This window comes from Actinoplanes sp. NPDC049668, assembly GCF_044465445.1.
Lineage (GTDB): Bacteria > Actinomycetota > Actinomycetes > Mycobacteriales > Micromonosporaceae > Actinoplanes.
Window position 1 is genome coordinate 1156489 of the sequence record NZ_JBITLR010000002.1, and the last position, 24522, is coordinate 1181010.

A 24522-nucleotide genomic window follows, 5' to 3' on the forward strand; every position below is an offset into this window, starting at 1 on the left:
CTTGAGGTGGGCTCATGGGACAGGATCGGGTGGTGTCCGCCGTCGTGCTGGTGGACGCCAGCGCCTGCCGGGAGCTGGACGCCGTGGCGGGCCTGCTCGCCGGCGCGCTCGGGATTCCCACGGTGCGGATCTCGGCCGCGGAGCTGTCCACCACCACCATCACCATGGAGCTCGGGACCGGCGTACTGACCGTCGGGCACCGGCGGGTCCGTCCCACGGTCGCCTGGATCCGGCACGCCGGCGCGCCGGTGCTGTGGGCGTACACGGGAAACGGTTTTGATCTGCGGTCCTGGTCGTCCTTCCTGGGGCAGATCGCCGCCGTGGCGGCCGTGGCGCTCCCGGGCCGGGAACCGGGGCACGTCGACCAGCTCGTCGACGCGGAGCGCCGCGGGGTGTCGGTGCCCCGCACGACCGTCACCACCGACCCCGCCGCCGCGCCCCTGCGCCGCGCGGCGTCCGCGACCACGGTCAAGGCGGTCGGACCGCACTTCGCCGACGACGCCGAGCCATACCCCGCCGAGATCGTCGGCCGCCGCGACGAGCCACCCGGGTGGGTCGGCGGACGGACCCCGGTGATCGTCCAGCAGTACGTGCCCCACGCCCGCGAGCTGCGCGTCTACTACCTCGACGGCGCGATGTGCTCCTTCGACGTCCGCAAGAGCTCCCCCGCGGCGATCTGGTGCGACCCGGCCGGGGTCGTGGTCGCCCGCACCCGGACCTCCCGCGCGGTGGCGCGGCTGGTGCACCGGCTCGCCACCGCCTGGCGGCTGCGCTACGGCGCGTTCGACCTGCTCGAGACCGCCGGGGGCGACCTGGTCTTCCTCGAGGTCAACGCGGACGGCGACTGGCTCTGGTTCGAGGGCCGGGCGGCCTGGCCGGGCGGCGTGACGTTCCTGGCCGCGGCGATGGTGAGCGACCTGCACACCCGGGCCCTGCGGGAAAGGGCCGCGGCATGACGACGGCCGGCAAGCTCATGTCCGACGGCGACCTGCGGCTGATCGCGATGCTGGCCCGCGGCTACACCACGACCCTGGCCGCCCGGGAGCTGTACCTGAGCCCCCACACCGTCAGCGAGCGGATCAGCCTGCTGCTCGAACGGTACGGCTGCAAGAACCGCGCCGAGCTGGTCGCCTACTGCTACGTGCACGGTTACCTCTCCGTCCTGGCCTGGCCGCCGCGCCGGTGCCAGTGCCAGTGCGCGCACAACACGTCATCAGGAGGTGGGTAGCAATGTCGTTCGACGCCATCACAGCCCTCAGGGAAGCGGGTCAGCCCGTGGAGCTCCTCACCGACGCGCAGCGTGAGGTGCTGTCGACCCTGACCGAGGACGAGGTCCAGGTACTGGTGAAGGTGCAAGAGCGGCTCCGGGCGACGCAGCCGGAGGTCGAAGGGCAGGAGTTGAAGCTCCTGTGAGCCGGCGGCTCGTGGTGGTGCTGTTCACCGACCTGGTGGGCTGGACCTCCCTTGCCGAGCGCCTCGACCCCGAGCCGCTGCAACTGTTCCTCGAGAGCTACTACGACATCTGCGTCACCGCCGTGGAGCGTCACGGCGGCGTGGTGGAGAAGTTCATCGGCGACGCGGTGATGGCGGTGTTCGGTGTGGAACGCGCCCGGGAGGACGACGCCCTCAGCGCGTTGAGCGCCGCGTTCGGCATGCGGGACGAGGTGTCGCGGCTGGTGGTGGCCGGCAGCGGCGGGGTGAATCCCGCCATCCACTGCGGGCTCGCCGCCGGCGAGGCGCTGGTCACCCATTCGGCCCGGGCCGGCGTACGCATCGTCGGCGACGTGGTCAACCTGGCCGCCCGCCTGCAGAGCGCCGCCCCGGCCGGCGAGATCCTCGTCAACGAGACGATGGCGCGGCTGGTCCAGCCGCACGCGGCCGTCGCACCGCTGCCGCCGCTGACCCTCAAGGGCAAACGCGAGCCGACGCCCGCGTGGCGGGCGTACGCCCTGCCCGGCGGGCCGCCGGTCGAGCGTGCCCGGGTGCCGATGGTCGACCGGGAGCCGGAACGGACCCGGCTGCTGGCCGCCTTCCGGGAGGTGGCCGATGCCGGTCACGCCCGGGCGGTGCTGCTCGTCGGGCCGCCCGGCGTCGGCAAGAGCCGGCTCGTCCGCGACGCCGTCGAGCACATCCGGCGACGCGACGGCCGCACCCTGGCCGCGGTGGGGCGGTGCCTGCCGCACGCCGAACCCGGCGGGTACGGCCCGCTCGGCCAGGTGCTGGACACCCTGCTCAACGACGGCGAACTGGCCGACCGCGTCGCCGGGGTGCGCGGCGGACGGCTGCTGGAGGTGCTGTCGTTCATCCACGCCCCCGCGCATCCGGTGAACGGCGGCACCGGGCCCGGCCTCGAGGAGATCTCCTGGGCGATGCGGGAGGCGCTCGCCCACATCGCGCCGCGCCCCGCCGTGCTGGTCTGGGAGGACCTGCACTGGGCCGAGCCGGCCCTGCTGGGCATCGTCACCGACCTGATCACCAGCCTGCGCGGGCAGCCGGTCCTGTCGATCTGCGTGTCGCGGCACGAGCTGCCCCGGCTGCCGATGGACGACGTCCCCTGGAGCCTGCTGGAGATCGCCTCGCTGTCCCAGCCCGAGACGGTCGACCTGGTCGGCCACCTGATGACGGCCACCGAGTCGGCCGAGGTCATGGCACAGAGCATGGACGTACTCGACCGGGTGGTCGACGACTGCGCCGGCAACCCGCTCTACGCCGAGCTCATGGTGGAGACGTTGGCGCTCGGCTACGCGCCCGGCGACGTACCGCCGTCGATCGTCGCGCTGATCGGCGCGATGATCGACCGGCTGCCCGCCGACAGCGCCCGGCTGCTGGAGATGGCGTCGGTGATCGGCACCGACTTCACGCTGGAACAGCTGGCGGTGCTCGGCGGCGCGCCGGCGCCGCACCTGCTCAACGACCTCATCGGCCGGCAGATGGTGCTCGCCGGGGCGCGCCCGGGCAGCTACCGGTTCGAGCAGCATCTGGTGCACGGGGTGGTCTACGGCCGGCTCGACAAGCGGGAACGGCTGGAGTTCCACCGCCGGCTCGCGGAGCAGGACGTCAACCCGGCCGTGCACCTCGGCGCCGTGGTGGGCCTGCTGCGCGACCTGCGCCCCGACGACCCGCAGCTGGCCGGGTACGCCGCGAAGGCGGCCGAGGTGCTGCTGGCCGAGGGCACCCTCGCGCTGCGCCGCCGGAACCTGCCGACCGCGCTCGACCTGCTCCGGCGCGCCCAGCGGCTGCCGACCAGCGACGACGACCCGCACCGCCGAGTGGCGACCATCCGGCTCAGCGACGCGCTGCTGCTCGCCGGGGATCTGGCGGGCGCCCGGGAGGTGGTCGACGGATCACCCGACCGGCTGCACCGCGTCCACCGCTCGCTGCTGGCGGTACGGGCCGGCGAGCCCGCCGGGGAATCGGTGGCCGAACTGACGCAGGAGCTGGGCGGGGAGCAGGATGACCACCTCGGCTGGAGCCGGCTCCAGCAGGTGCGGATGCTCCTGGAGGTGGCCGACGGCCGTTTCCTGGACGCCGAACGTTCGGCGCGCAGCGCGCTCACACACGCCGAGGCGATGGCCGACGACTACGAGAGCGACCGGCTGCGGGCGGCGATCTGCGAGCTGGCGCAGTGGTCGCCGATGCCGGTCCGGGAGAGGCTCGCCTTCGTCGACGACGTCGCCCTGCTGTTCGCCGCCGACCGCAGCCTGCTCGCGCCGGTACAGGTCGTCCAGGCGCGACTGCTCGCCCTGGTGGACGAGCTGGACCGGGCCTGGGCGGCGCTGGCCGGTGCCCGCCGGGCGGCCGACGATCTGCGGCTGACGATGACCGGGGTCCTGGTCGAGCAGGGCACCGGGATGGTCGCCTCGCTGGCCGGCGAGCACGAACGGGCCGAGCGCCACCTGGCCGCGGCGGCGCGATCGCTGGAGACCGCCGGGCACCGCCCGGCCGCGCTGACCCTGCGGGCGCTGGCGGTCCGCGAGCGCCTGCGCCGCGGCCCCGACGACCGGGCGATGGCGGAGGTCCGCGCGCTCGGCGATGACCACGACCGGATGGACCTACGGGGACGGATCATCAGCGGGGCGAACGAGGTGCTGGCGGGCGCCCGTACCGGCCGGCGCATCGACGTCGACGTCGCACGGATCCGCGCGCTGCTGGAACGCACCGACGACGCCTGCCTGTGCGCCGACGTCCTGACCGATCTCGCGATGGCACAACGCCGCTGCGGTGACGACGTCGCCGCCCGTACCCTGGCCGGCCTCGCGGCCGACCGGTATGCCGCGATCGGGGCCCTGCTCCCGCTGCGAAGGATCCGGGCATGGCAGTGACCGAACCGCAGTGGCGTCGCCGGCGGCCCTTGCAGTTCCCGGGGCTGCCCGCGTGGAGCATGCCGGCGACGGCCGCGCGCAGCGAGTCCTTCTCGATCAGCGCGTTTCCCGGTATCGACGCGGAGTGGGCCTGGGGCGGCGCCGACGGCAGCGGCGTCACGGTCGCCGTGCTGGACAGCGGCGTCGACGGCACCCACGAGCTGGTGGCGCCGATCGCCCGCGGGTGGCAGGTCGCCAGCGGCGACGAGGGGCAGCTCCGGCTGGAGGAGTGCGTGCCGGTGGACACGGCGGGACACGGGACGGCCTGCGCCGGGATCATCCGCGGCATCGCGCCGGGCGCCGAGATCTCCTCCGTGCGAGTGCTGACCGACGGCAGGTTCGGCAGCGGATCCGCGCTGCTCGCCGGGCTCGACCACGCCATCGACCAGGGCTTCGACGTGATCAACATGAGCCTGTCGACCACCCGGCCGGAATTCCGGCCGCGGCTGGCCGAACTCGCCGACCGGGCCTACTTCCGCCGGTGCCTACTGGTGGTGTCGGCGCACAACCTGCCGGTCGAGAGCTACCCGTGGAACTTCTCCTCGGTCGTCTCGGTCGCCAGTCACGACGACGACGATCCGATGACCTACTACTACAACGCCAGCCCGCCGGTCGACTTCCACGCGCGCGGGGCGCGGGTGCCGGTGCCGCGGCCGGGAGGGCTACAGGGGCGCAGCACCGGCAACAGCTTCGCCGCCCCGCACATCGCCGGCATCTGCGCCCGGATCCTGAGCAAGCATCCGTGGCTCACCCCGTTCCAGCTCAAGAGCGTGCTGTACCACTGTGCCGCCAACGTCGTGAAGGAGGCAGGAGCCGATGTCGCAGGACCTCGCTGATGGAGTGACCGAACGCCAACTACTGCAATCCATTGTGGAGGTCGCTCGCTACGTCTACGGCGCGGCCGCCTCGTCGGTATTCATGGTCGACCCCGGCACCGGCGAGCTGATCTTCGCCGCCGTCACCGGTTCGGGCGGTGAGCAGCTCATCGGCACCCGCTTCCCGGCCGGTACCGGCATCGCCAGCTGGGTCGTCGCGAGCTGCCAGCCGGTCATCGCCGACGACCTGGACGGCTCCGACCAGTTCGCCCGCGACGCCGCCAGTTCCACCGGCTTCGTACCCAGCACCATCATGGCGGCCCCGCTGATCGCCGACGGCGAGTGCATCGGCGTGCTCGAGGTCCTGGACCGCTACTCCCTGACGCCGCCGGCGCCCGGGCGGGAACTGCACGACATGGAACTGCTCGGGCTGGTGGCCGTCCAGGCGGCGCTGGGTCTGGCCCTGCTGCGCCGGCACGAGCGGGCGGGTCGTCCCGCCGAGCGGCTGGAGTCGCTGGTCGCCCGCTGGGCCGGCCGGCCGGTGAGCTCGGCCGTCGACCCGCTCGCGCTCACCTTGCTGGCGGCCTCCGTGGACCTTCTCGACCGGCCATGAAGCCTTTTTTCACACGACCCGGGAAAAGAATGTAAACGCGATGTCAAGGACCCCAGATTCGCAGGGTTGTCGACCCGGGATCCCGCTCAACACAATGATTCTCGCAGAGGCAAACGGCCCGCTATGACGGGCCATCCGCCAACGAGAAAGGTGTTCCCATGACAGACGTCTACCGCCCGGTCGACGAACTCCGTCGCCAGGGGCTGATCGGCGCCACGGTGCCGGCCGCGACCGAGGAGGTCCTGAACACGCTCACCCCGCCACAGGTCGACGTGTTCATCAAGGTCAAGCAGCGCGTGGACGCGCTCGAGGCCGCTGACGTGCAGTCCCAGCCCGTCGAGGACGGCAGCCTGGCGCTCGCGATGACCCGCGCGATGGGCTGGGACCAGCCCCGGGTGGAGCACGTCGGTGCCGAGGTCGAGGGCATGGCGCTGCCACCGGTCGCCGAGTGCGCCTGCCTGTGCACCGGCTCCGGCGGTGGCGGCGGCAGCAGCAACTGAACGCGTTTTCCCGCCCGTCGAAAAGCCCGGACGGAAATGGTGTCACGCCCTTTCCTCAGGCCGTTTCAGGAAATGAGTCTCGCATGACCGATGTATTCAAGCCGGTCGAGGAACTCCGCCGGCACGGAATCTACTCCGGCGGTGCCTCGCCGGCGACCGAAGAAATCATCAACACCCTGACCCCGGAGCAGGTACAGGCGTTCATCGACGTGCGCACCTCCCCGGAGGTGCAGGGCCACAGCTTCGACGAGCGCGGCTTCTCCAGCGCGATGGTCCGCGCCATGGGCTGGGACAGCCCGCGGGCCCAGGAGACCGCCGAGGTCGAGGGCATGTCGCTACCGCCGGTGGCCGAGTGCGCCTGCCTCTGCACCGGCGGCGGTGGGGGGTCCGGCAGCAGCGCCTGAGCACCGGTGACGGTGGGGAAGGCAGCCGCCTTCCCCACCGATCGCGGAACCTGACCGCCCCAACCGCCGAACGTCGCACTCGCAGGAGGTGCCGGACGCAATGCACATCGCAGACCAGATCGACGACCTGACGGTTCCCGACGACGTCGTCCTCTTCCGCACAGCCACCCGCCGTTTCGCCCTCAACGCGCACCTCGCCTCCTGGACGCTGCTGACCGCCGAGCAGGACGCACTGCTGTGCGACCTCGCCCGGGGCGTACGGCCGCAGGTCTCCGGCTCGGGGCCGTTTCCCACCGAGCGCGACCTCGACCGGGCCCTGGCCCACCTCGTACTGAACTACCTGGTCTACCTGCCCGGCTGGACACCCGGCGAGATCGCCCCCCAGCCCCGGCTCAACGTCGTCTACTACGCGATCACGGACGGCTGCAATCTGCGGTGCCCCTACTGCTACGACTCGTCGCTGCGCAAGCTGCCCGGCGAGCTGAAGCACGAGGAGTCCATGCTCCTGATGGAGCAGATCGCCGCCACCGACGCCAAGACGGTGGTCTTCACCGGCGGCGAGCCGATGATGCGCCGGGACCTGTTCGACGTCGTGCGCCGGGCCCGCGAGCTAGGGCTCAAAACCAACATCATCAGCAACGGCACCTACATCCGTACGGCCGAGATCGCCGAGACCATGGCCGAGATCTTCGACCGGGTCACCATCAGCGTCGACGGCGGCACCATGGAGCGCCACGAGGCGACCCGCGGCAAGGGCACCTTCGCCAAGGTGATCCGCGGCCTGACGCTGCTCAACGCGGCCGGGGTGACCCCCGTGATCAACCATGTGATCACCTCCGACAACGTCGACCACATGAACGAGGTCGCCGCGCTCGGCGACCGGTTCCGGATCAAGCACATCCGGGTCCAGCACCACAGCGACCTCGGCCGCGGCAAGGACGACAACCTGTCGTTCGAGTGGGAGGACTACCTGAAGACCGACACCTTCATGTGGACGGAGCCGACGGCCAAGTACCTCATCGACGACTCGCTCAAGGCCGTCAAGCCGTGCAACATCAAGGGCAACTGCGGCATGGGCGGCAACGAGATCTACGTGAACTCGCTGGGCAGCGTCTACCCGTGCAAGCTGGTCACCGGGCTCGGCGAGCTGGCCGGCAACATCCGCGAGACGCCGCTCGACCAGCTCTTCGAGGCGCCGAACATGAAGGAGCTGCGCGACAGCTCCGTCTTCGGCGGCTCGGTGCACACCGACTGCGAGCGCTGCTACATCAAGGGCGCCTGCGGCGGCGGCTGCCGGGCCTTCCACATGGCCCGCTCCGGCGACCTGCGCCGCAACTCCCGGGCGTTGTGCCGGATCCTGCGGCACTCGCAGATCTCGACCATCTGGCGGGCGCTGGGCGCCGACCGGGACCTGATCCAGGACCCGGGCGCCTTCATACCGATCAGACCGGGCGACGGCTCCGTCCATCCGGCCTATGAGGACTGGCGCGGCGAACAGGCGCTCACGCTTCTGCCGATCGTGGGAGTGAGCGCATGACCGGGGTGAGCTTCACCGTCTCCGACAGCGTCGTCTGGGCCGGGGACGACACGATTCGGATCTACCACGTCGACGCCGGACAGTTCCAGTCGCTCAACGGCACCGGCTCCTCCATCTGGTCGCTGATGGCAAGCGGCATGGACACACACCAGATCGCGCGAGAGCTCACCGACCGGCTGGCCGGCGGCGATCCGGCCGCGTACCGGGCGATCCGCGGCGACGTGGAGCATTTCCTGTACGGGCTGGCCAAGCAGAACATGGTGATCGCTGACACCGAGAAGAGGGCAGATGGACGGCGCGCTGGTAGCGGACGGACTGACGAAGACATACCCGAAGGCGCCGGCCCCGTCCATCGATGACGTCTCGTTCGCGATCGAACCGGAGGAGGTCGTCGGCCTGCTCGGGCCCAACGGCGCCGGCAAGAGCACGCTGATCCGGATGATCTGCGGGGTCTCCCAGCCGACCGCCGGCACGGTCGCGGTCTTCGGGTTCGACCCGGTCGCCGAGCCGATGCGGGCGAAGGCCCGGATCGCCGCGATGCACCAGGGCGCCCCGCTCGACATGATGCTGCCGAGCATCGAATGCCTGCGGATCGCGGCCCGCTTCCGCGGCCTGTCCTGGCGGGAGGTCGGCCCCTGGGTGGCCGAGCTGACCGAGTTCCTCGGGCTCAAGGACTCCATGCGCCAGCTCGCCTTCCAGCTCTCCGGCGGGCAGAAGCAGCGCCTGCAACTGGCGCGGGCCCTGCTCGCCGTGCCCCAGCTGCTGATACTCGACGAGCCGTCCGCGGCGCTGGACGTCGCCGGCCGCCGGATGATCTGGGAACTCGTCGAGTGGCTGCGCAGCGAGTACCGGGTCACGGTGCTGTGGGCCAGCCACAACATCGACGAGCTGGAACGCAACTGCGACCGGGTGCTGGTGATCAACAAGGGCCGCCTGCTGCGGTTCGCCCGGCCACGGGACCTGGTCGACGAGTTCGGCGCGGCGCACGTCGTCGTCACCATCCTCGACGAGCGGGCCGCCGAGGCCGTGACCACCTGGGCGGTGGCCGAGGGCTGCAAGGCGGAGCGGACCGGGCTCGACGTCCACGTGCACCCGGGCGCCGACGAGGACGCGTACTCGTTGCTGCCCCGCCTGGCGGAGCAGTGCCGCGCCACGGGCATCGCCCTGCAGCGGATCTCGGTCGAGACGGACTCCCTGGAGGACGTCTTCATGAGTTTGACCCGCACCGAGGAGAGGACGAATGTCCAGTCTTGACTTCCGGCATCCGCCGGCCACCATCCGCGAGATCCCGGCCGGCACCGACCTGAAGGGCATGGTCTTCCGGGAGTTCGCCCTGCTGACCCGCAACCGGGTCAACTTCGTGCTGTCCCTGATGCCGACCCTGGTCTACCTGCTGCTGATGAACACCTCGCTGAGCAACCTGGTCGGCGAGATCAGCTACCGCGGTCAGATCCTGGCGTACGAGGTCTTCCTGCTGCCGATGGTGCTGATGTCGGCGATCCTGAGCGCGTCGCTGATCTCCGGGATGGCCCTGTTCCAGGAGGAGATGAGCGGCGTCTCGACCGAGCTGTGGTCGTACCCGTTACGGCGCTCCAGCTACCTGGCCGGCAAGATCCTGGTCGGGGTCGGGGTGGTCGTGCTGCAGGCGGGCCTCGCCCTGGTGGTCGGACTCCTCGTGCTGGGCGTCTCGCTCGACCTCTCGAACTGGATCGCCCTGGGCGTGATGCTGGTGGTCACCGCCGCCGCCTTCAACGCGTTCTACCTGATCGTGGCGCTGCTGATCAGCGACTTCCAGCTGTTCAACATCATCACCAACACCTCGCTTTCGGTCCTGTTGTTCGCCAGCCCATCGCTGTACACGGTCGACGACATGCCCCAGCTGCTGCGCTGGATCTCGGTCGTCAACCCGGTCACCTACGGCGTGACCGGCATGCGCGACGCCACCGCGTTCGGCTTCGGCGCCATCGGACAGTCACTGCTCGTGCTCGGCGTCCTCGCCCCGGTCAGCTACATGGCGGCGAGCGCGGCGCTGCTGCGGCGCGCCTCCCGCATGTGAGCCCGAAAGGAACACCCATGACGTCCATTGTCACTCGGCGGGAATCGTCCGCCGGTCCGCTCGACGGGATCGCGGACCGGATCACCGGCGCGGACCGGGCGAAGATCGCCCTGCCCGGCACCGACCGGGCGATTCCCGCCGAGGCGAGCCTGACGAACGCGCTGCGCTGCGCCCGGCTGGTCGGCGTGACCCGGCTGGCGGACGTCACCCGCCTGGACACCATCGGCATCCCCACGTTCCAGGCGATCCGCCCGTCCGCCACGACGCTGACCGTGTCCCAGGGCAAGGGGCTCACCGACACCCTGGCGAGCGTCTCCGCGCTGATGGAGTCGACCGAGCTGTGGCACGCCGAGAACGTCACCGGCGAGGTCTTGGTCGACACCATCGCGGGACTGGGGCCGGCGCTGACCTACGACCCGTACTCCGACCTGCCGCTGGAGGTCGACTGCCTGCTGCACGACGACCTGCCGCTGGAGTGGATGATCGCCACCAGCCTGCCCGACGGCCGCCCGGTGCCGGTGCCGTATCGGCTGGTCAACCTGGACTTCCGGACGCCGGCCGGCTGGCGGCCCCGGCTCTTCCAGGAGAGCTCGAACGGCCTGGCCAGCGGCAACACCTTCGTGGAGGCCGCACTGCACGCCCTGTACGAGGTGATCGAGCGCGACGCGATCGCCCGCGCGCACCGGGCCGGGAGCCTCGGCACCAGCTTCGCACCGCGGGCGCTGCCGCCGGGCCCGGTCCACGACCTGCTCGACCGATTCGAGGCCGCCAAGGTCTCGGTGGACGCCCGCTGGATGCCCAGCCCGACCGGACTGCCGGTCGTCGCGGTCCGGATCGTGTCGCCGGACTACCAGATCGTCGCCGGCGGCTACGGCTGCCACCTCTCCACCGAGATCGCGACAACCCGGGCGCTGACCGAGGCCGCCCAGTCGCGACTCACCCTGATCTCGGGCGGGCGGGACGACCTGTCACTGCGGGCGTTCCGACCGGTCTACCGGATGATGGAGACCCCGCCGGCCGGCGCCGAGACCGCCGGACCACCCGGACAGCTGGTGAACTCGCTCGCCAACCGCAGCCTGCTGGACGACCTGGCCGAGCTGAGCAGGCGCTGCACACTCGCGTTCGGCAACCCGCCGCTGCTGCTCGACCTGGCCCACCCGGAGATCGGAGCCGACGTGGTCCGCGTCATCGTGCCCGGCTGCGCGCTCGACGAGGGAGTCGCATGAACCGCATGGTCGTCTATGCCGGCCCGACCCTGAGCGCCGAACGCATCCGCGAGATCGTGCCCGACGCCGAGATCCAGCCGCCGGTGGAGGGCGGCATGCTCGAACGCGACCATCTCGGCGCGGGCGACGTCGCCGTCATCATCGACGGCTGCTACCGGGACCGGCCGGCGGTCCGGCACAAGGAGATCCTGCACGTGATGGACCTCGGCGTGACGGTGATCGGGGCCGCCAGCATGGGCGCGATGCGCGCCGCCGAACTCGACCGGCACGGAATGATCGGCGTCGGCCGCGTCTACCGGATGTACCGCGACGGCGAGATCAACGGCGACGACGAGGTGGCCGTCCGCCACGGCCCGGCTATCCGCGGCTACCGCGCCGACTCGATCGCGCTGGTCAACCTGCGCCACGGCTGCGGGCTGGCGGTGCAGCAGGGCCGGGTCAGCGCCGCGACGGCGGAGGCGCTGGTGGCCGGCGCCCGGGACCTGGTCTTCGACGAGCGGACCCCACCCCGCCTGGCCTCGGCACTACCCGGCGACGAGCGTGCGGGGATCCTCGCGCTGCTCGACGAACTTCGGGCGAGCGACCTCAAGGCGCAGGACGCGGCAGAGGCGCTCGAACTCGCGGTCCGGCTGCGCGCGGGGCCGACCTCCCGCCCGAATCCCGCTGCCGGGTCGCCGCCGTGGCGCACCAGCTATCTACGCGACTGGATCACCTACTGGGACGACGTGACGCTCGGCGAATCGGGCGACTGGGTGTCCGCGGTGGACGTGCTGGAGGCCGCCCGGCTCTACGACCCCGGGTATCCCGAGGTGCACCGGCAGATCCTGATCGAGATGCTGACCGAGGCGGCCGGCGACGCCACCCTGGAGGCGTACGCGATGGGGTTGCTCGGGGTGCGGCCCGGCGCCACGACGATGCCGGAGCGGCTCACCCGCTTCCTGTCCGGCGCCGAGCAGCGGCAGCCGGTCGGCGCCCAGGCCCTCGAGGTGGTGTTGCGGGTGTGGCCGGCGAACATCTGCCGCGACTGGCGGCCGGCGGTGCTGGAACGGCTGCGGGAGCATCCGTCGTGGTCCGCGTGGCGGGACCTGGTGCATGAGGCGGACGCGGCTCGCAACGGCGACGGCGTCCAGGCTAGGGAGGACCTCGCGGGGCTGCTCTTCCTGCACCGCTGGGGGGTGTCTGGTCCGGCTGCCCGGCGGGAGCTGGGGCGGCGCGGCTTTCTGACCTTCCGGGGGCTGGATCGGGTTGCGGCCCGCTTCGGCACGCTGGAGCTGCGGCGTCGCGCGGCAGCCCGCACCTGAAGGCGTTTGGTGCTGTGGCGCGCATGGGTAAGACGCGCCGTGCCGTCGTCGTCGTGAAGGAGCGCCCCATGCAGGAGCCGCAGGTCATTCTGGACCCGACATCGCTGAACCCGGTCGAGGAGAAGCTCCGCCTGCCGCTCGAAGACCAGCTGACCTCGGCTCTGCGCGCCGCGATCGACGAGGTCACCGCCGGGTACGCCGGCGAGACGGTGGACGCGGTGACCGCGATGTTGCTGGAGCGGACCCGCGCCGCGTTGCACCCGGACATCGCCGCGGGCTTCGAGCCCGACCTCGACGAACTACGACGAGTCGCCGAGGAAATCGTCCGCACGGCCTGATACCAGAACTCCAGGCCGAGCCGGATCACGCGCGACGGCCTTGGGCGTTGACCGCAGGCCGGAGCTGAGGTTGACATTGAGCTGCGGACTGCGGCATCGCCGTTAACCCCGCTCGCACACTTTCATGCCGCAATCGATGGCCTGCTCGCCCCACCGCAGACCGCGGTGCGCGGTGGCCCTCGTCGATCGTCGGCGTTCTGGCCGGGTACCGGATATCTTGTCATGCAGTATATTGTGGTCATGGCAGCCAGGGCGATGACGGAACCGGCGTTCTTCATCCTCACCGCGCTGATCGACGCTCCCCGGCACGGCTACGGCATCGTCGGCGAGGTCGCCGACCTGTCCGCCGGCCGGGTCCATCTGAAGATCGGCACGCTGTACGGGGTCCTCGACAGGCTGGTCACTGACGGCCTGGTCGAGCTGGACCGCGAAGAGCCGCACCAGGGCCGGCTGCGCCGCTACTACCGGCTCACCGATCGCGGCCTCGACGTGCTGACCACCGAGGCGACCCGGCAGGCCGCAAACGCCGAGGCCGCCACCCGGCGGTTGGCGGCACATCGCCCCGCCACAACCGGAGGTCTGTGATGAGCAGTCTGTTGGAGGACCGGTATCGGCTGGTTCTACGGATGCTGCCATCCGACTACCGGCAGGCGTGGGAGGAGGACATGGTCGCCTCGTTCATGCAGGCCGCCTACGCAGCCGCACCCGACGACGCCGAGGGTGTGGAGATCAGCAGGCCGAGCCTCGCCGAGACGGCCAGCATCGCGGTCCTGGCAGTGCGGGTGCGCCTGGGTGGGACCGGCGCCGCCCCCCGCTCGTTCGTCTGGGGTGAGGCGGTGCGGCGCATCGCACTGATCGGCCTGCTCGCCCACGCGATCGGCGCGCTGGTCGGCGTCGTGTACCTGATCTGGGCGTTCGAGCAACTGGGCGGCGTCATTCCACTGACCGATGGCCGGCCGATGTTCGCCACCCTCTGGGAGGCACTGTGGAGGCTCGCCGGCCTGCTGTGGATCCCGGCGTACCTGTCAGCGGTGCACGGCCATCATCGCGCGGCCCGCATCCTGGCCGTCATCGCCTTCCTCCCCATGATGGTCAACAGCGTCATGAGCATGACCGGCGGCCCGAGCGGGTTCTCCCTGACGACGGTGTACGGGCTGCTCTTCGGCGCCCTGCCCATACTGGCCATGGCCGCCTTCGGGCCGGACTCACCGTGCGTCAGCGCCCGGCCGTGGCTGATCGCGCTGCCGGTCGGCGTCGTGGCCGTCGTGGCGGCCACCTCCGCCTTCGGCCTGGCCGCCCAGTCCGAGGCCGACCAGGGTGAACTGCTCGCGCTCACGGCCCTCACCGACAAAGCCGGCCTCTGGTGCGCGGGACTGACCGGCGCCGCCGTGGTGCACCTGATCATCGAGCACCGCCGGCCTCGCCGGATACCGGTATGGCCGCTGGCGCTGGCGCTGCTCGTCCCGCCGGTGCTCCTCCTGCGGGTGATCACGCTGGTGCACGACCTCCGCCTCACCGGGACCACCGACATCGCCCTGACCGTCACGATCGGCGCCGTCCAGTGCGCGGCACTGGTGGTCACCGGCGCGATGTTGGCGCGCATCGCCGCCCGGCGGCTGCGGCACCTGCCCACAGCCGCCGAACCCGCACCGGGCCAGACCGCCCCCACCGTCACCTGACGCCCGGCCGGAGCTGCCGCCACCTGGACGAGCACGGCGACCAGGGCCAGGGCAGGGTAAGACAGCACAGCGACCCTTGGTCGACTGCTGTCCACAGCAGACCGTGACACCCTGACGATGAGATGGCTCGCTGCTGGGCCGTCGTCATTGGCGGCCACGACGATCGACGCAGCGCCGTCACGCTGGACGACCCCGATTCGCTTCGTCGGACGCGAGTCGCCGGGCTCCCGCGGTGACGCCCACCCAGGCGTCAGCCGCGACGGCTGCTCCACTAGGGATTCGGCGCAGCCGATATTGACGGTAGGACCAAATCAGTATGGCCAGGAGAACGTTCTCGGGCCGGCGTCGAGGGTTTTCCCTATATCTGTATTGGCCATCCATGCTTATCGTTCTCGATCAAGTAGTTCAGGTGCGACCACCCGTCCACCGAACCTTGAGCCTGCCCTAACCCCAGGCAGGAGAGGAGCACCGAGTGAACCGTCGAAACCCCTTGATCATGGCGCTGGCGGCCGGGACCGTCGCCGCATCGGCCATGGTTGCGGTGGCCGGACAGGCCAGCGCCCAGCCCGCCGACCCGGCCGCGATCGCCAAGCTCGCCGGCGACAAGGCTGACGCACTGGTCGCCAGCCGCCCCGCAATCCTGCAGGCAACCGCGAACGAGACCTTCCACAAGGGCGCGGTCATCTCCTCGAGCGGCCTCAACTACGTCCCCTACCAGCGGTCCTACAAGGGCCTGCCGGTGCAGGGCGGCGACTTCGTCGTCTCGACCGACTCGGCCGGCAACACCGTGGCGACCTCGGTGGCGCAGAGCAGCCCCATCGGCGAGATCGCGACCACTCCGAAGCTGACCGAGGCCGCCGCGCTGAAGATCGCCAAGGGCGAGCTCAAGACGGTGTCGAGCGTGGAGGCCACCAATCTGATCGTCTCCGCCGTCGAGGGCAAGCCGGCGGCGCTGGCCTGGCAGTCGACGATCCGCGGCACCAGCGCCGAGGGCCCGAGCCGGCTCACCGTCGACGTCGACGCCCTCACCGGCAAGGTGCTGCGCACCTACGAGCACGTCATGGACGTGGCCGGCACCGGCACCGGCTGGATCAACGGCTCGGTCTCGCTGAACACCACCCAGTCCGGGTCCACGTACAGCCTCAAGGACCCGACGGTCACGAACCTGAGCTGCCAGGACGCCGCCACCAACACCACGTTCAGCGGCTCTGACAACGTATGGGGCAACGGCACTGGCACCAGCAAGGAGACCGGCTGCGTCGACGGGCTCTACGTCGCACAGAAGCAGACCGCGATGCTGTCCGCGTGGCTCGGCCGCAACGGCGCCAACGGCAGCGGCGGCGCGTGGCCGGTCCGGGTCGGCCTGAACGACCAGAACGCGTACTACGACGGCAGCCAGATCCAGATCGGCAAGAACACCGCGGGCCAGTGGATCTCCTCGGCCGACGTGCTCGGCCACGAGCTGGGCCACGGCATCGACGACACCACCCCGGGTGGCATCTCCGGCCAGGGCACCCAGGAGTTCGTCGCCGACACCATCGGCGCGGCCACGGAGTGGTACGCGAACAACCCGAACGACCCGCCGGACTACCTGGTCGGCGAAGAGGTCAACCTGGTCGGCAGCGGCGCGATCCGCAACATGTACAACCCGTCGGCCGTGGGCGACTCGAACTGCTACTCGAGCAGCACCCCCGGCGGCGAGGTGCACGCGGCGGCCGGTCCCGGCAACCACTGGTTCTACCTGCTCGCGCAGGGCACCAGCGGCAACGGCCAGCCCGCCAGCAGCACCTGCAACAACACCACGATCACCGGCGTGGGCATCCAGAACGCGATGAAGATCATGTACAACGCGATGCTGCTGAAGACCTCCAGCTCGTCGTACCTGAAGTACCGCACCTGGACGTTGACCGCGGCGAAGAACCTCACCCCGGGCAACTGCACCAACTTCAACACGGTCAAGGCCGCCTGGACCGCGGTCAGCGTCCCGGCCCAGACGGCCGACCCGACCTGCAGCGGCACCACCACGCCTCCGACGACCAGCCCGACCACCAGCCCGACCGCCTCGCCGACCCCGACGACCAGCCCGACCAGCGGCCCGGCCGGTTGCACCGGCAGCAACGCCACCCGCGTCACCATCCCCGACGCCGGCGCTGCGGTCACCAGCAGCATCACCATCAGCGGCTGCACCCGGGCCCCGTCGACCAACTCGTCGGTGTCGGTGAACATCGTTCACACCTACCGCGGTGACGTGAAGGTCGACCTGGTGGCACCGGACGGCACCGTCTACAACATCAAGACCACGTCGTCGTCGGACAGCGCGGACAACATCATCCTCACCGACAGCGGCGACCTGTCTAGCGAGACCGCGAACGGCACCTGGAAGCTGAAGGCGCAGGACGTGTACTCGGGCGACACCGGCTACATCAGCAGCTGGAGCCTCACCCTCTAGGTCAGACCCTCCCGAAAGGGCCGGTGCCGCAGGGCGCCGGCCTTTTCGCGTACGCCCACAGGCCGCTCGGCGCCGTTGCGCGCGGGTTCCGAGCCCTCAGGACGCGCCTCATTTGGTGATCTCCTGGAGCCTGCGGTCGCTGATCAGGGCGCAGGCGATATCGAGGACAGACACGACCCGACGGGGTTGGGTCGGTCAGTTCGGCCTCGCCGAGCTGCTTCAGCGGTTGCTGGTGCAGGCGTACCCACAGGCCGCTGGCGGCCCACTCGGTGAACCGGCCGTGCGTGGGTGGCCCGGCTGACGCCGAAGCCGCGTTCCGCCGAATCGATGAGGCAGCCGAGCGACAGGCCGTGAACCCGCCGCGCTCGTGATCACCTCTTGGTGATCTAAGCGCTACCTAGAGTGTCGGCGATACGACAGCTTCAATCCATTCTTGTCGAATCGACAAAAAGCTATGGTCGAGTGGTGCCCGATGACATCTGGGAACCACCCCGGATCCTGCTCGCCGTCGACCTCGTGATCCTCACCCTGCGCGGTGGCCGTCTGCACCTGCTTCTCGTGCGGCGCGGCATCGAGCCGTTCGCCGGGCGGGCGGCGCTGCCTGGCGGGTTCCTCGCCGATGAGCGCGAGGACATCCTCAGCGCCGCCCGCCGGGAGCTGCGGGAGGAGGCAGGGCTCACCGACATACCGCATTTGGAGCAGCTCGGCGCCTACGGCGACCCCGGCCGTGACCCTCGTGGACGCGTAGTCTCCGTCGCCCACCTCGCCGTCGTGCCGCGCCTTCCCGAGCCCGTCGCCGGAACCGACGCCGTGGCCGCCGAGTGGACGCCGGTCGATGACGTACTCGCCGCGCGGGTGCCGCTCGCCTTCGATCACCTGCGCATCGTCGTCGACGGGGTCGAGCGTGCCCGATCCAAGCTGGAGCGCACAGGACTCGCGACCGCTTTCTGCCCCGAGGTCTTCACCCTCACGGAGCTGCAGCAGGTCTACGAGGCTGTCTGGGGCACGCCGCTCGATCCCCGCAACTTCTACCGCAAGGTCCAGGGCACGAAGGGCTTCGTGGTACCCGCCGGCCCACCCCGCGCCACGGGCACCGGCCGCCCGGCCCGCGTCTACCGCGCCGGTCCGCGCCGGGACCTATACCCACCCATGATCCGCACGGTTCCGACCGCAACCGGAGGAGACGAGAGATGACCCGACCCGTGGTCGTGCTCACCGCACTGGACCTCGAGTACAACGCAGTCCGCGAACGTCTCACGGGAGTCGAACCGCACGTGCATCCGATGGGCACGCGCTTCGAGCGCGGCACCGTGACCGGAGGCTCCTGTGAGATCGTCCTCGGCCTCGTCGGCAAGGGCAACCACCCTTCCGCCGTCATCGCCGAACGCGCCATGACCGAGTTCGATCCGGAAGCGGTCATCTTTGCCGGCGTGGCCGGGGCGCTCTGGCCCTCCGTCGGCCTCGGTGACGTCGTCGTGGCCACCCACGTGTACGCCTATCACGGCGGCACTAGCGAGAGCGACACGTTCCGCACCCGGCCCCGCGTGTGGGAGATCCCCCATGCCTGTGATCAGCTCGCCCGGCATCTGGAGCGGGAGCAAGGCTGGGCGCGGAGCCTCGCCGGAGGAGTGCCCCGGGTGCGGTTCGGCCCGATCGCCGCCGGCGAGGTCGTCCTCGACTCGGCGTCCTCGCCCGAGGCGGCGCGCATCCGTGATCACTACAACGACGCGTTGGCGGTGGAGATGGAATCGGCCGGGGTCGCCCAGGCCGCCCACCTGAACCGCTCTCTGCCGGCCGTCGTCGTCCGCGGCATCAGCGACCGTGCCGACGGGACCAAAGTCCAAACTGACGGCGAGGACTGGCAGCCGCGGGCCGCCGCCAACGCCGCGGCCTTCGCCCTCGCGCTCGCCCAGGAGCTCGGGGTGCAGAACGGCTCCTCCCCTCGCCCTCCTCGGAAAGAAGCAGGTGATGCGTCGATGTCCGGCTCCGTCAGAAACGTCGCCAAGGGCAACGCTCACGTCGGATTCCAGGCACACACCGTTCACCACGCGACCGTCTACGGTGCGCCAGGCGGTCCCGGCCTGGAGACATTCCACGACCAGCTCGCGCACTTGCGCGCCTCGCTCCGTAAGAGCCATGAGGCGGGTGACATAGACGCGGGCACCTACCGCGCGGCAGAGCAGGAGATGGACGCCGCCGCCGCAGATGTGCCCCCGGCCGACGACGAGGCACGGAGCCGCGCGACCACGGCCCTGCGAAAGCTGCGCGGCCTGCTGCTGGATTGGACGGACCTCGCCACGCGGGTCGCGGGGCTCATGGCGGCTCTGCGGGATCTGTCATGAGCGCCGGACCGCAGGAGAGGACGTTCACCAACGTCGCGGACGGCCACGCCTACGTGGGTTTCCAGGCCCAGGAGGTCCACATCGAGGGCGGATACCACGTCAGCGACGACGACCCGCCTGAGCGGCAGTTCGAGGTCGGCCTCCGCTACCTGGGGATCAGCGCCCCGCCCGAGGCGAAAGAGCTGATCATGAAGGCGGTCGCCCGGGGCTACAAGAACTCCCGCGCCTACTTCTATCTCGCGCTCGCACTGCTGAGCGGCCGCACCGTGCAGAGCCTGACGGACCAGGAACTCGCGCAGCTGGCACACGTCCGCCGCTGGGCGGCGCAGCGCTCCGAAGATCCCTGGGCCCGGGGCATCAACGCCATCGGCTCGCTGCTGGACTCGCTGCCGCAGACCACGGCGGAGACTCCCGACCCGGCCGCGATCGGTCTGGTGGTCAAGGAGTTCGAATCGCTCACCCCGCCCCTGCAGGAAAGCATCCTCAACCACCTCGAGGTCTTCCTGGCCGGCCCGCACCAGGACTGGACCTGGCAGAAGACGTTCGCGGCCGCCCGGCGCGACAGGACGGGCAACGACCGGGCGGAGCGGGTTTGGAAGTTCTTCCAGCCCAAGCCGATCCCTCCCAGACAGGTTCCGCCGCACCCGATACGCACCGACGCGGTGGACTATCTGCGCGCCCTCGGCGGCTCGGTCTTGCTCCTGTTCGCGGGCCTCTCGGTGGTCCATTACGCCTGGGCCCACTCGTGGCTTCGCTCGGCCGGCTATCTGATAGTGGCTCTTGGAGCCGTCGTCGTGACGGTCCGGGCAGGATTCACGATCAGGCTGGCTCGGCATCGACGCCAGGTAGCCCGCCAGCGTCTCACCCTCACACCCCAGCGTGCTCCCACACAGTCCGACCGATTCGTTTCGGCGATGGACTCCCTGTTCGACCGCTACTTCGGACGTTACCTGCCGCAAGGCATGACCCGGGAGACGTGGCTGGCGGAGACGGTGGGCATCCGGCAGACCCTCCGCAACGAGCTGGTCGAGCTGTACCGGGACCAAGCGGTCGACGCCAAGCGTGTCGCCTGGCTGGTGAGATTCCTCGCCAGCGACGTCAAGCGGCTCTGGCTCAGCGGTGAGCTGACGGCGGATCCCGAAGACTCCCGAGTGCCGCCCTCGACGCGGACCGCCTTCAGCGTGGCCGTGTTCGCCCTGGTGGTGGCCGGGCCGCTCCTCTTGTGGCAGGCCCTCGTCGAGGCGCCGTTCACGACGGTGATCGCGACGGCCGGCGTCGTGGCCGGTGCTCGGCTCGCCATCCGAGGCTGGCTCGCGATCCTTCTCGAGGGCCACCGCCACCGGGACGATCTCATCCGGGTCCGGCGCGACTATGAGGACCGGCGCGCCGCGTACGACAGGTGGGTGCGCAAGCTGGAGTCGAAGCCGACCGACGCGGAGATGGCGCACTGGCTCGACTGCGATCGCAAGATCCTGGTTGAGGACACGCTGCGGCACTACCGCGTGTCCGCGCAGGACGTGATCGCGCACGCATTCATCGAGGCGCCCGTGCCCCGGTGCAAGCGGGCCCGGGTCAGCAAGGGACCCTGGCGCTATTCGCGATACAAACTTCTCCTCTTCCTACTCACCAAGGACGGCGTACGTCAGGTCACGGTCACCCTCGACTTCGAGACCATGGACTTCGGCGATCAGCAGCGCCTCACCTACCAGTACAACTCGGTCGTGGCAGCGCACGTCGTCGATGCCCGCAGCGGCGAGAAGAAGCTCTCCCTGACCCTGACGAACAATCCCCGGGACGAGGTGACGATCACCGGTGAGTGGCCCGGCATGCCGGAGCTCGGCGACGACGACCGCATTGCGTCCCAGGTCTCGCTCGACGCCTCGGGCCTCGAGCGCACCCTGCACGTGCTGGAGGGCATCGCGGCCGAGGGCAAGGAGTGGATCACCAACGAGAACCGCCGGGAACGCGCCGGCCTCCGGCGGCTCGTGGCGGCGATGCAGGGCTGACACTGCGGTGCTGCCCCGCAGCGTCGCCGTTCGTAACGGGCTGCCGCGCTGCTCCTTGCCTCGAACCCCGCTCACATGTCCATGACGGATACGTCGAGGGCGACGACACTTTGCTCGATGCCTGTAGTTCGCATTTGTATGAATGCCGAAACTTTCGGTACCCATTCGGCCGCCTCTCGGTCTGCCTGACTCGTCGGATCCGCGTAGTGATGCCCTGGTTAATGCGCATGAAGTTCGGGCGTTCACGCAGCCGAAACATTGACGGAGGCTGTTCTGGCCGCCTAGCGTACAAGGACCTTCCGACGATTCCAGTCCGGAACTTTCGGCGTCGGCACGATAAGTGCGGCGCGTTCGACGTTCTCAAAGGAGTGATCTTGAGAAAGGCATACCGTGTCGCCGTGGCCGTCCTCGCCACCTCGACACTCCTCGGCCCTGGCATCCAGCCGGCGCAGGCCGGCACGAAGGCAACCGGCGGCTCGGCCGTCGTGGACCACCACCCCGGCAAGCGGAATCTGCCGCTGCGCTGGGCGGCGCCGCGTGACCTGCGCATCGGAACCGCGGCGGCGGGCGGCGGACACCACCTCGAGCAGGATTACCCGGACCCGTTCACCTACGACCAGCCGTACCGCCGGGTGCTGGCGCACGAATTCAACTCGGTTTCCCCGGAAAACCAGATGAAGTGGGAGTTCATCCACCCCGAGCGCCGTAAGTACAACTTCGGCCCGGCCGACGCGATCGTCAAGTTCGCGCGGCAGCACGGCCAGGTCGTCCGCGGGCACACACTGCTCTGGCACAGCCAGAACTCGGCGTGGCTGGAACAGGGCGAGTTCAGCAAGGCGGAGCTGCGCGCGATCCTCAAGGACCACATCTTCACGGTCGTCGGCCGCTACCGCGGCAAGATCCAGCAGTGGGACGTCGCCAACGAGATCTTCAACGAGAACGGCGAGTACCGCCAGGAGAACATCTTCATCCGTGAGCTCGGCCCGGGCATCGTGGCCGACGCCTTCCGCTGGGCGCACCGGGCCGACCCCAAGGCCCAGCTGTTCCTCAACGACTACGGCGTGGACTGGCCCGGCACCAAGGTCGACGCGTACGAGGCGCTGGCCAAGGAACTGCTTGCCGACCGGGTGCCGCTGCACGGCTTCGCGTCCCAGGCCCACCTGAGCATGCGGTACGGCGCTCCGGACCAGCTCCGCGCCGTCCTCCAGCGCTTCGACGACCTCGGTCTGTACACCGCGATCACCGAGCTCGACGTACGCATGGATCTGCCCGAAGGCGGCGTGCCGACCGCCGAGCAGCTGCAGACGCAGGCCACGTACTACAAGACCGTCCTGGACGCCTGCCTCGCCGTCGACGACTGCAACTCCTTCACCATCTGGGGCTTCACCGACAAGTACTCGTGGGTGCCGGTGTTCTTCCCCGCCGAGGGCGCCGCGACGATCATGGGGGACAACTTCGAGCGCAAGCCCGCGTACTACAGCCTCCGCGACACCCTGGCCGCGGCACGCTGGAACCGCTGAGACCGAACAGTGGAGGCGGCAGCACATCGGTGCTGCCGCCTCCGTCTGCGTAGGACGACTGGCATCGGCGCAGGCTCTTGCGCCGCAGGGGGTGAGGTGCCACTTCCGCCGCGAGGTTCAGACGTGTTCGGGCACGTCGGCGGGCGGCTGTGTGGTGGCAGCGTGTGGTCGCCCGGTCCGCAGCATCGGCGCGGCCACGGCGGCGATGAGGCAGAAGGCCAGCGGAAGCACGAAGGTGTGGTTCAGCGGCACGACCCGGGTCAAGGGCCCGATCACGGCGGGCCCGGCGAGCATGCCCAGATAGCCCAGGCCGGCGACCCGCGAGACGTTGGTCGCGGCTGCCGCGGGATCGCTGTGCCCGGCGGCGCTGAACAACTGCGGAATCGTCCCGGCAAGGCCGGCGCCGAACAGTGCCCAGCCGGCGATCGCCACGGGAACCGACGGCGACCAGACGACCAGCACCATCGCGGCGGCGGCGAGCGCGGATCCCCAGCGCAGCACGGCGACCGCACCGACCCGGGCGGCGACCCGGTCGATCAGCAGCCGCCCGGCGGTCATGGCGGTCGCGAAGGCCCCGTACGCGAACGCCGCCGTGGCCGGCGCGGCGCCGAGCACGTCCTGCATCGCCAGCGCGCTCCAGTCGGCGGCCACGCCCTCGCTGAGCATCAGCATCAACGCGAGAGCGGCCAGGATCCAGATCCGCAGCGGCGTGGACCGCCGGCCGGGCTTGACGGCAGACGCGCCGCTGCCTGCGGCCGGCGCGGCCAGTAGACCGGGCCTGCAGACCACCGCCATGATCAGGCCGACGAGGCTGACCATGCCAAGTGTGGTGACCGGCTGCCAACCCCAGCTCAGTGTCCGGGCGGCCAGCAGCGCGGCGAGTACCCCGCCGATGGAGAACAAGGCGTGGAACGCCGACATCACCGGCCGTTGGTAGCCGGCTTCGACCTGTACGGCGTGCGCGTTCATGCTCACGTCCAGGCAGCCGTTGCCGAATCCCAGCACGAGCAGCCCGGCACCCAGCGCCCACCCGCTGGTCGACACGCCAGGCAGCACGAGCGCCAGGCTCAGCATGGCCGCGCTCACCGGTACGACGCGCCGAGCGCCGAACCGGTCGGTCAACGGCCCGGCCAGTTGCATCCCGGCGAACGCGCCGCCGCCCAGCAGCAGGAGCAACCAGCCGAGGGTGGTGTGGCTGATGCCCGCCCGTTCTTCGATGACCGGGATGTGCACGACCCACACGCCGAGCACGAACCCGTTGAGCGCGAAGTAGGCGAACGTCGCCGCACGAGCCGCCCGCAGTGTTCCAAACATGCTTTCGAACATAGCAAACACAAACGATGTTCATAAGCTTGCGCTGGAGCGTGCTGTGATG

General features: G+C 70.3%; 22 protein-coding genes and 1 pseudogene. 22 read left to right on the forward strand and 1 reads right to left on the reverse strand.

What is annotated here, in order from left to right; translation table 11 throughout:
* The first annotated feature begins 14 nt into the window (after positions 1–14).
* The 22 genes and pseudogenes from ACIBSW_RS12060 to ACIBSW_RS12165 all read left to right on the forward strand — a co-directional run bounded on the left by ACIBSW_RS12060 (position 15) and on the right by ACIBSW_RS12165 (position 23147).
* Entirely contained in the window at positions 15–956 is a 942-nt protein-coding gene (locus ACIBSW_RS12060; RefSeq protein WP_354717756.1) for a hypothetical protein, read from the forward strand.
* Positions 953–1228, forward strand: coding sequence for a LuxR C-terminal-related transcriptional regulator (locus ACIBSW_RS12065; RefSeq protein WP_354717754.1), 276 nt, complete (start codon positions 953–955; stop codon positions 1226–1228). Before ACIBSW_RS12060 ends, ACIBSW_RS12065 begins: the two co-directional genes overlap by 4 nt.
* Before the next feature lie 2 nt (positions 1229–1230).
* Positions 1231–1413 (forward strand): aroma-sacti cluster domain-containing protein, encoded by a 183-nt coding sequence (locus ACIBSW_RS12070; RefSeq protein WP_354717753.1) that lies wholly within the window; start codon positions 1231–1233, stop codon positions 1411–1413.
* Positions 1410–4322 (forward strand): AAA family ATPase, encoded by a 2913-nt coding sequence (locus ACIBSW_RS12075; RefSeq protein WP_354717751.1) that lies wholly within the window; start codon positions 1410–1412, stop codon positions 4320–4322. Before ACIBSW_RS12070 ends, ACIBSW_RS12075 begins: the two co-directional genes overlap by 4 nt.
* Positions 4313–5197 (forward strand): S8 family serine peptidase, encoded by an 885-nt coding sequence (locus tag ACIBSW_RS12080; RefSeq protein WP_354717749.1) that lies wholly within the window; start codon positions 4313–4315, stop codon positions 5195–5197. Before ACIBSW_RS12075 ends, ACIBSW_RS12080 begins: the two co-directional genes overlap by 10 nt.
* Positions 5178–5789, forward strand: coding sequence for a GAF domain-containing protein (locus tag ACIBSW_RS12085; protein ID WP_354717747.1), 612 nt, complete (start codon positions 5178–5180; stop codon positions 5787–5789). Before ACIBSW_RS12080 ends, ACIBSW_RS12085 begins: the two co-directional genes overlap by 20 nt.
* Before the next feature lie 158 nt (positions 5790–5947).
* Positions 5948–6289 (forward strand): aroma-sacti cluster domain-containing protein, encoded by a 342-nt coding sequence (locus ACIBSW_RS12090; RefSeq protein ID WP_354717745.1) that lies wholly within the window; start codon positions 5948–5950, stop codon positions 6287–6289.
* Between the two features lie 83 nt (positions 6290–6372).
* Positions 6373–6693: a hypothetical protein gene (locus ACIBSW_RS12095; RefSeq protein WP_354717743.1), complete on the forward strand. Its 321-nt coding sequence runs from the start codon at positions 6373–6375 to the stop codon at positions 6691–6693.
* 100 nt (positions 6694–6793) lie between these two features.
* Positions 6794–8032: pseudogene (locus tag ACIBSW_RS12100) on the forward strand (radical SAM protein); the annotation flags it as partial.
* Between the two features lie 194 nt (positions 8033–8226).
* Positions 8227–8589, forward strand: coding sequence for a PqqD family protein (locus ACIBSW_RS12105; RefSeq protein ID WP_354717739.1), 363 nt, complete (start codon positions 8227–8229; stop codon positions 8587–8589).
* Complete coding sequence (locus ACIBSW_RS12110; protein WP_354717738.1) at positions 8519–9484, forward strand: ABC transporter ATP-binding protein; 966 nt, start codon at positions 8519–8521, stop codon at positions 9482–9484. Before ACIBSW_RS12105 ends, ACIBSW_RS12110 begins: the two co-directional genes overlap by 71 nt.
* Positions 9471–10286: an ABC transporter permease gene (locus tag ACIBSW_RS12115; protein ID WP_354717737.1), complete on the forward strand. Its 816-nt coding sequence runs from the start codon at positions 9471–9473 to the stop codon at positions 10284–10286. The genes ACIBSW_RS12110 and ACIBSW_RS12115 overlap by 14 nt, the downstream gene beginning before the upstream one ends.
* A 17-nt stretch (positions 10287–10303) precedes the next feature.
* Positions 10304–11512, forward strand: coding sequence for a YcaO-like family protein (locus ACIBSW_RS12120; protein WP_354717735.1), 1209 nt, complete (start codon positions 10304–10306; stop codon positions 11510–11512).
* On the forward strand, positions 11509–12813 hold the full coding sequence (locus tag ACIBSW_RS12125) for a TfuA-like protein (protein ID WP_354717733.1): 1305 nt from the start codon (positions 11509–11511) through the stop codon (positions 12811–12813). Before ACIBSW_RS12120 ends, ACIBSW_RS12125 begins: the two co-directional genes overlap by 4 nt.
* A gap of 68 nt (positions 12814–12881) precedes the next feature.
* Positions 12882–13151, forward strand: coding sequence for a hypothetical protein (locus ACIBSW_RS12130; protein WP_354717731.1), 270 nt, complete (start codon positions 12882–12884; stop codon positions 13149–13151).
* 240 nt (positions 13152–13391) lie between these two features.
* Positions 13392–13736, forward strand: coding sequence for a PadR family transcriptional regulator (locus ACIBSW_RS12135; protein ID WP_354717729.1), 345 nt, complete (start codon positions 13392–13394; stop codon positions 13734–13736).
* Positions 13736–14830: a hypothetical protein gene (locus tag ACIBSW_RS12140; protein ID WP_354717727.1), complete on the forward strand. Its 1095-nt coding sequence runs from the start codon at positions 13736–13738 to the stop codon at positions 14828–14830. The genes ACIBSW_RS12135 and ACIBSW_RS12140 overlap by 1 nt, the downstream gene beginning before the upstream one ends.
* Before the next feature lie 496 nt (positions 14831–15326).
* Entirely contained in the window at positions 15327–17279 is a 1953-nt protein-coding gene (locus tag ACIBSW_RS12145; protein ID WP_354717912.1) for a M4 family metallopeptidase, read from the forward strand.
* A 465-nt stretch (positions 17280–17744) separates the two neighbouring features.
* Entirely contained in the window at positions 17745–18473 is a 729-nt protein-coding gene (locus ACIBSW_RS12150; RefSeq protein ID WP_354717725.1) for an NUDIX domain-containing protein, read from the forward strand.
* Positions 18470–19621: a 5'-methylthioadenosine/S-adenosylhomocysteine nucleosidase gene (locus ACIBSW_RS12155; RefSeq protein ID WP_354717723.1), complete on the forward strand. Its 1152-nt coding sequence runs from the start codon at positions 18470–18472 to the stop codon at positions 19619–19621. The genes ACIBSW_RS12150 and ACIBSW_RS12155 overlap by 4 nt, the downstream gene beginning before the upstream one ends.
* Entirely contained in the window at positions 19618–21627 is a 2010-nt protein-coding gene (locus tag ACIBSW_RS12160; protein ID WP_354717721.1) for a hypothetical protein, read from the forward strand. The genes ACIBSW_RS12155 and ACIBSW_RS12160 overlap by 4 nt, the downstream gene beginning before the upstream one ends.
* Before the next feature lie 368 nt (positions 21628–21995).
* Complete coding sequence (locus tag ACIBSW_RS12165; RefSeq protein WP_354717719.1) at positions 21996–23147, forward strand: endo-1,4-beta-xylanase; 1152 nt, start codon at positions 21996–21998, stop codon at positions 23145–23147.
* A gap of 117 nt (positions 23148–23264) precedes the next feature.
* Here the strand turns inward: ACIBSW_RS12165 and ACIBSW_RS12170 are convergent, their stop codons facing one another.
* Positions 23265–24473, reverse strand: coding sequence for an MFS transporter (locus ACIBSW_RS12170; RefSeq protein ID WP_354717717.1), 1209 nt, complete (start codon positions 24471–24473; stop codon positions 23265–23267).
* Positions 24474–24522: the final 49 nt, after the last annotated feature.

Coding starts and splice junctions, on each gene's coding strand:
- ACIBSW_RS12060 (WP_354717756.1), top strand. CDS start 15: ATGGGACAGGATCGGGTGGTGTCCGCCGTCGTGCTGGTGGACGCCAGC.
- ACIBSW_RS12065 (WP_354717754.1), top strand. CDS start 953: ATGACGACGGCCGGCAAGCTCATGTCCGACGGCGACCTGCGGCTGATC.
- ACIBSW_RS12070 (WP_354717753.1), top strand. CDS start 1,231: ATGTCGTTCGACGCCATCACAGCCCTCAGGGAAGCGGGTCAGCCCGTG.
- ACIBSW_RS12080 (WP_354717749.1), top strand. CDS start 4,313: ATGGCAGTGACCGAACCGCAGTGGCGTCGCCGGCGGCCCTTGCAGTTC.
- ACIBSW_RS12085 (WP_354717747.1), top strand. CDS start 5,178: ATGTCGCAGGACCTCGCTGATGGAGTGACCGAACGCCAACTACTGCAA.
- ACIBSW_RS12090 (WP_354717745.1), top strand. CDS start 5,948: ATGACAGACGTCTACCGCCCGGTCGACGAACTCCGTCGCCAGGGGCTG.
- ACIBSW_RS12095 (WP_354717743.1), top strand. CDS start 6,373: ATGACCGATGTATTCAAGCCGGTCGAGGAACTCCGCCGGCACGGAATC.
- ACIBSW_RS12105 (WP_354717739.1), top strand. CDS start 8,227: ATGACCGGGGTGAGCTTCACCGTCTCCGACAGCGTCGTCTGGGCCGGG.
- ACIBSW_RS12110 (WP_354717738.1), top strand. CDS start 8,519: ATGGACGGCGCGCTGGTAGCGGACGGACTGACGAAGACATACCCGAAG.
- ACIBSW_RS12115 (WP_354717737.1), top strand. CDS start 9,471: ATGTCCAGTCTTGACTTCCGGCATCCGCCGGCCACCATCCGCGAGATC.
- ACIBSW_RS12120 (WP_354717735.1), top strand. CDS start 10,304: ATGACGTCCATTGTCACTCGGCGGGAATCGTCCGCCGGTCCGCTCGAC.
- ACIBSW_RS12125 (WP_354717733.1), top strand. CDS start 11,509: ATGAACCGCATGGTCGTCTATGCCGGCCCGACCCTGAGCGCCGAACGC.
- ACIBSW_RS12130 (WP_354717731.1), top strand. CDS start 12,882: ATGCAGGAGCCGCAGGTCATTCTGGACCCGACATCGCTGAACCCGGTC.
- ACIBSW_RS12135 (WP_354717729.1), top strand. CDS start 13,392: ATGGCAGCCAGGGCGATGACGGAACCGGCGTTCTTCATCCTCACCGCG.
- ACIBSW_RS12140 (WP_354717727.1), top strand. CDS start 13,736: ATGAGCAGTCTGTTGGAGGACCGGTATCGGCTGGTTCTACGGATGCTG.
- ACIBSW_RS12145 (WP_354717912.1), top strand. CDS start 15,327: ATGGCGCTGGCGGCCGGGACCGTCGCCGCATCGGCCATGGTTGCGGTG.
- ACIBSW_RS12155 (WP_354717723.1), top strand. CDS start 18,470: ATGACCCGACCCGTGGTCGTGCTCACCGCACTGGACCTCGAGTACAAC.
- ACIBSW_RS12160 (WP_354717721.1), top strand. CDS start 19,618: ATGAGCGCCGGACCGCAGGAGAGGACGTTCACCAACGTCGCGGACGGC.
- ACIBSW_RS12170 (WP_354717717.1), bottom strand. CDS start 24,473: ATGTTCGAAAGCATGTTTGGAACACTGCGGGCGGCTCGTGCGGCGACG.